Raw genomic sequence first — 5612 nt, forward strand, 5'->3', positions numbered from 1 at the left:
GGGGGGTGCCTCTATGTCTTTCGTCAAGGCACCCAGGTTCGGTTTGGGGTGGTGTGACTTGTGGGGGTCATGCGGCGAGTTCGACGTCCTCAGGGATGCGGGGTTCGTAGAAGGTGCCGTCTCGGAGCATGGCGAACAGGACGCTGATGCGTTGGCGGGCCAGGCGGAGGAGGGCCTGGGTGTGGGTTTTGCCGCGGGCTCGTTGCTTGTCGTAGTAGGTGCGGGAGGCGGGGTCGGCGTTCATGCAGGCGAAGGCGGAGAGGAACATTGCCCGTTTGAGCTGACGGTTTCCGCCTCGGGGTGCGTGTTCGCCGTGGATCGAGGTTCCGGACGACTTCGTGGCCGGGGCCAGGCCGGCGTAGGAGGCGAGGTGGGCGGCGGTGGGGAAGCTGGTGCCGTCGCCGACGGTGACCAGCAGGACGGCGGCGGTCCTGACGCCGACGCCGGGCATCGACGTCAGGACCGGGGAAAGAGGGTGGGCCTCCAGCAGGGCGTTGATCTGGGCTTCCAGGGCCCGGCGCTGGGTGTGGACGGCGGCGAGCGAGGCGGCCAGGGAGGGCACGACGATGTCGAGGGTGCCGGTGCCGGGCACGACGACGGTCTGTTCGTCGAGCGCGTCGAAGACGTCGTCGATCAGCCGCTGGGCCATGCGCGGCGCCTTGGGCCGGATCAGTTCCACGAGTCTGCGACGGCCGGCCTTGCGCAGGGCGGCCGGGGAGCCGTAGCGCTCCAGGAGCCAGGTGACGGCCTGGTGGTCCAGGCGAGGGCCGAGGACGCGTTCGAGGCTGGGGTGGAACTGGGTGAGCAGGCCGCGTATCCGGTTGGACGTGCGGGTGGCCTCGGCGGCGAGGTCCTGGTCGAAGCCGACGAGCACGGTCAGCTCGGCGGTGATCTCGTCGGTCAGTTCCAGCGAGCGCAGGGTGTGCGGCATGGTGCGGGCGCGTCGGCGATGACCGCGGCGTCCTTGGCGTCGGTCTTGGCCTCGCCCGGGTAGAGGTCGGCGATCCGGCGCATGGCGAGTCCGGGCAGGTAGGCGACCTGGCAGCCCGCGTCACGGGCGACGGTCAGCGGGAGGGCGCCGATGGAGGCGGGCTGGTCCACGATCACCAGCACGGTGCCGAACTTCGCGGTCAGCTTGTCGAAGACGGCCCGCAGTTTTGGCTCGCTGTTCGGCAGTTGCTTGTCGAAGACCTTCTTCCCGGCCGGGGTCAGCCCGTGGCCGTGATGGCTGCTCTTGCCGACGTCCAGGCCGAGGAACACGCCCACGTCTTCGGTGTCGAACATCGCGCCTTTCCCAGGGTGTTGACGGTGCCGGCCTCGGCTTCGGTGTCGTACGCGCGCATCCACGTTATGCAGACCTGCCGCTCGCGAGCTGTCCGGCAGTGCGCCGGACCGGGCGGTGGCCGGACCTCTCATCAGTGTCTCCGACGGCACCTCCCGGGCCCGGTGACACCACCCCCCAGGTCATCCGTTCGACAGGGGGCAACAGTCATGCCGGGCCCGGAGGCCAGCGGCCCCGTTGCGGAACCGCGGAAAACATAACGGGGCTGGCGGGTGGTGGCCACGGCGTGGAAGACAGCAGAACGGCGGCGATGAGCAGGAGTAGGGACGGCCGTGTCGGTTGCGGCCCCCTCACCGCTGTCGGAGAACGGAGCCGGCGCGAGGCAGGGCACCGTCACGGACAGGACGGCCACGACGCTGGACGCCGCGCTCGTCTTCGCGCTCACGGCCGTCGGAGCACCGGGGCAGACGGCGATCTCGGCGGTCGTCGGCTACCGCCTGCTCACCGGATGGCTACCTATGGCACCGGGACGGTCCTGGGGGTGCTCGTCCGCCGTTCGGCGCTCCCGCGGCCGTCACGTCGTGATCGCTGAGCGGTCGGGGTCCCTTACGTCACGGGCGGGTCTTCTCGAAATCGCTTTGCGGGGGAGAGGGTTCGGATGGGTGGCTGGAGCCGTGCCGCCTGAACACCCAGGTGCGGTACACCCAGAAGCGGAAGCCGGTTGCGGCCGCCAGGCCGATGGCCTTGAACAGGTTGCTCTGGAGAGCGGTGTCCCAGCCGAACCGGTAGGTCGCCGCGTACAGCACGCCGTTCTCGATGACCAGGCCGATGATGCTGAACACGACGAACAGGGTGAACTCGCGGGCGGGCCGGCGCTTGTCCCGGTCGCGGTAGGCGAAGTAGCGGTAGCCCAGGTAGTTGACGAGAACCGCCACGCTGGTGCTGATCACGCTGCACCGCACCACAGGCAATGTCGTGACCGCGCGGCACAGGTTGAACACCGCGAAGTTCACCAACACACCGAGCCCCCCGACCGCCGCGAACCTCATGATCTCGCCCGTCAGGGGGCGACGCGGTCGGGTGCCCGGCGGCCGATCAGGAGCGGAATCCGACGTGAACATGATCGTGATGGGTCGGGTCGCTGAAGAACCGGCCTGCGCCGGCACCGCTCGGCAGTACCGGTCCACCCACGTTGTAGGAGCCGGCCATCGCAGCATCCCGCATGAACGACTCGATCAGACGGCGGGGGGTGGCCGAGTCGACCACGGGGCGGCCATTGATCTGCCAGACATCGAACGCCCGGCCGCGCGGGTGGTCGCTGGGGCGGGCCGTGCCGAAGACGTTCAGCGGATGGCCCGAGCGGATCACGCTCAGGTTCATCCGGTACGTGTCCGCCAGTCGCAGCAACGCCTCCAGGACACTGGTGTGGATGTGCCCGCTGCGCACGTCGGCACGTGCGGCCGGCGGCAGACCGACATGCGGGTCGTCCAGCACCTTGCGTGCGGCTGGGGGCAGGGACGAGACCGCCGGACCCGGGCGGGCCGGATGCAGGGCGGTGACCGCCCACCGCGGACGGGCCCGGCTCAGCCGTACGTCCATGGTGGCCCCACCCGCAGTGACCGCGCCTGCCTGGCGGGTCCATTGCCGGCAGACCACCAGCACGCTGGCCGCGTCCGTCAGGATGCCGCCGTACTGGGCGTCCACCACCCGCACCACGGCCTCTTCGGCCGAGGCCAGCAGCGGCCCCGCCTGTCCCACGAGGCCCGGACCCAGCCCGAGGGCGGATACCCGGCGCTGGGCCGCGGCCACCCCCTGCTCCCCGGTGCGCCAGTTGCCGAGAGCCTCGATGAGCTGTACGGCGCGCAGCTTGACCTGCGGATCGACATCATCAGGGCTGGGATGCCACGGCGTGGCGCGCGGGAGTCCCGACGGGCTTGCGGGGCTTTCCGCTGCGGTGGCATGAGGGTGGTCACTGGAACAGCCTGCGGCGCCGAATGCCATTCCACCCGCCGCCAGCAGTACCGTCCGGCGACCGACCGGTGATGCCGGCTGTCCGAAGTCACGCATCAATCAGTCCCCCTCCTTTCCCGGAAGGTGCGCCGGGCCCCCGGCGCGAGACCCACGGCCCTGTGCGCCTGACGGAGCGGCCCCGGTTCTGGCGAGAGACGCCGCAATCAGGGGCTGGGCTGGGGAATGACAAGCCCGAAGGCTCTTTTGATCGATTTCAGCCATTAACTCATTGTTTGGCAGTATTCGCAGCAGATTATGGGAGCAGGCGTGGTGGCAGCGTCCGGTTCGGGCGCTGCGGTCCGGTGCCGCGAGTTGACGATGGCCCGGTCGAAGCGTTCGGGCCCCGCTGGATCACGCCGCGTGTCCGGGTGCCCGTAGGCCTCGTAGCGCAGGAACGATTGCATCGCGGCGAGACGGATGTGGCGGGTCGCCGCGGACTGTTTCGAGGTGCTGGAAGAACGCACCGATCGTCGGTGCGTCCAGGTCGGAGATGCTCAAGCGGGTCGGCCGCCGGCCGGTTCGCCGCCCTGCGAAGCCGAGCAGGAAGGTGAAGGTGTCGCGGTAGCCCGCGAAGGTGCGCCGGCTCTCCTGGAACTGGAGCACCAGTTTTCGGTGCAGAAGCTCTGCGGCCGGGGGTGCGAGGTCGCTCATGACCGGACTCTGAAGCTGTGCACAGGAGGGCGTTGATCCCAGTCGGCGACCGAGTCGGGCGTGATGCGTGCGGACAGGTGAGGACGGGCCTGCCCGTCAGGTCCGGGCGGTCGCGGTCACGGCCTGCCGGGCCGCCCGCTCCACCAGTGAGATGCCGTCGCTCATCGACGCGCTGCCGTCCGACAGCACGGTGACGAGGTAGTGGTGTCCGTCCACCGTGATCCGGCCGACGCTGTTGACGTCCCAGAGTCCGGAGGTGGCGCGCTGCAGCCAGTCGTTCTTCAATGCGTACTCGGCGCCGGAGGCTGTCGAGACGCCCCATGCCTGATCGCTCGCGATACGGCTCATCAGGATTTGGATGTAGGTCCGGGACTCTTCGTTCAGCGGGGAGCCGGTCTTCGACGTCGCAGCGCCGTCGAACACGGAGTGCAGGAGCCTGATCTGGTCACTCGCCGTCGTCCGCGTCAGCCCCCACTTCCTGCCGTGACCACCCTTGGTCGAGGTCAGTCCCAGACGTTTGTTGGCCGCCTCCAGGCCAGGTGCCTGGCCGATTTCGCGCCACAGGAGGTTCGCTGCCGCGTTGTCGCTGTTGCGGATCATCGGTTCGGCCAGCGAGCGTTCATGGGGGGTGAGGTGCCGGCCCGCGTCCTGAGCCTCTACGGTCGGCGAACGGAGGCATCCGGTGGAGGAGCGAGAGGGCGGCGGCGCCCGCGAGCCGTCCGGCAGGCGGGCCCGCGGCGAACTGGAGAGCGATGTGCTCGCCGCGCTCTGGAGCGCCGACGGCCCGCTGACCGCCGGCCAGGTCCGGGAGGCGTTGCCGGGCGACCTGGCCTACACGACCGTCCTGACCATCCTGTCCCGGCTGTACGACAAGGAGATGCTCGTCCGGCACCGTGAGGGCCGCGGCTACGCGTACGAGCCGGTGCGGGACGAGCCGTCGCACACCGCCCAGCGCATGCGGTCGCTGCTTGAGGGTGGCTCCGACCGCGAGGCGGTCCTGGCACGCTTCGTCTCGGAACTGTCCGAGCAGGACGAGCACGTGCTGCATCGGCTCCTGTCCGAGCACGACGCTCGCACCGGAGATGATCGCTCGGCAGGGAGGGCGTAAAGCCGTGCTGATCAGTGTCTGCGTCCCCTTCGCAGTCGCGGCTGTGCTCGCCGTACTCGCGCCCCGACTGGCGCACGTGCCACCCCCGCGCCGCGCTGCCTGGGCCCTGACCTGTGCCGCGCTCGTGACGGCGATCGGTTGGTCGGGGGCACTCGCCTCGCTCGCCTTCACCGGCGTGGCACAGATTCCGGAAGCCGCGGAGGAGGGCCGCTGATCGGTGGCCGCCCTGCAAGCCGGGGATCCGGTCTACCTCGTCGTCGCGGAAGGCAGCGCCCTCCTGCTGGCCGTGGGCGTCGTCTCGCTGGGTGTGGCCGCCGTGCGGCAGGCCCGCCTCTTCGTCCGGGCGCGGCGGGAGCGCGCGCGGCTGCCGGAGGGACGGAGCCGGTCGTGGTCGACGACGACGTCCCGATGGCCTTCGCGTCGCCCGGGTCGCCGGGCCGGATCGTGGTCTCCTGGGCAATGCTGCGCTGTCTCACCGACCGAGAGCGCGAGGCCCTCCTCGCGCACGAGCGGGCTCACCTGCGCTGCCGCCATCACCTCTTCTAGATCCAACGCCGTTCA

Annotated in this window: 6 protein-coding genes and 2 pseudogenes; 3 read left to right on the forward strand and 5 right to left on the reverse strand. The window is 70.1% G+C overall.

The genetic code is table 11. The features are described 5' to 3' along the window. Nucleotides 1–67: 67 nt before the first annotated feature. The 5 genes and pseudogenes from Sri02f_RS40715 to Sri02f_RS40730 form a co-directional block, all read right to left on the reverse strand. A pseudogene (locus tag Sri02f_RS40715) lies at nucleotides 68–1284 on the reverse strand (IS110 family RNA-guided transposase). A gap of 609 nt (nucleotides 1285–1893) precedes the next feature. Further along, nucleotides 1894–2331: a GtrA family protein gene (locus Sri02f_RS40720; RefSeq protein ID WP_245971039.1), complete on the reverse strand. Its 438-nt coding sequence runs from the start codon at nucleotides 2329–2331 to the stop codon at nucleotides 1894–1896. Between the two features lie 46 nt (nucleotides 2332–2377). Next, the gene (locus tag Sri02f_RS40725) at nucleotides 2378–3349 is read right to left on the reverse strand and encodes a hypothetical protein (RefSeq protein WP_245971040.1); all 972 of its coding nucleotides are present in this window, start codon (nucleotides 3347–3349) and stop codon (nucleotides 2378–2380) included. Between the two features lie 294 nt (nucleotides 3350–3643). Beyond that, the gene (locus tag Sri02f_RS41575; protein WP_159106900.1) at nucleotides 3644–3943 is read right to left on the reverse strand and encodes a hypothetical protein; all 300 of its coding nucleotides are present in this window, start codon (nucleotides 3941–3943) and stop codon (nucleotides 3644–3646) included. 96 nt (nucleotides 3944–4039) lie between these two features. Then, nucleotides 4040–4600 (reverse strand): annotated as a pseudogene (locus tag Sri02f_RS40730) (serine hydrolase); the annotation flags it as partial. Nucleotides 4601–4625: 25 nt separating this feature from the next. Between Sri02f_RS40730 and Sri02f_RS40735 the strand changes: the two are divergent. From Sri02f_RS40735 to Sri02f_RS42375, 3 genes are all read left to right on the forward strand, one after another. Then, nucleotides 4626–5051 carry a BlaI/MecI/CopY family transcriptional regulator gene (locus Sri02f_RS40735; protein ID WP_109006313.1) on the forward strand — a complete coding sequence of 142 codons (426 nt, stop codon included), beginning with the start codon at nucleotides 4626–4628 and terminating at the stop codon, nucleotides 5049–5051. Nucleotides 5052–5055: 4 nt separating this feature from the next. Further along, nucleotides 5056–5265, forward strand: coding sequence for a hypothetical protein (locus Sri02f_RS42370; RefSeq protein WP_167467720.1), 210 nt, complete (start codon nucleotides 5056–5058; stop codon nucleotides 5263–5265). 173 nt (nucleotides 5266–5438) lie between these two features. Further along, nucleotides 5439–5597, forward strand: coding sequence for a M48 family metalloprotease (locus Sri02f_RS42375; protein WP_281261931.1), 159 nt, complete (start codon nucleotides 5439–5441; stop codon nucleotides 5595–5597). The last annotated feature ends 15 nt before the right edge of the window (nucleotides 5598–5612 follow it).

The sequence above is a fragment of the Streptomyces rishiriensis genome (genome assembly GCF_003112535.1).
Classification (GTDB): domain Bacteria; phylum Actinomycetota; class Actinomycetes; order Streptomycetales; family Streptomycetaceae; genus Streptomyces; species Streptomyces rishiriensis.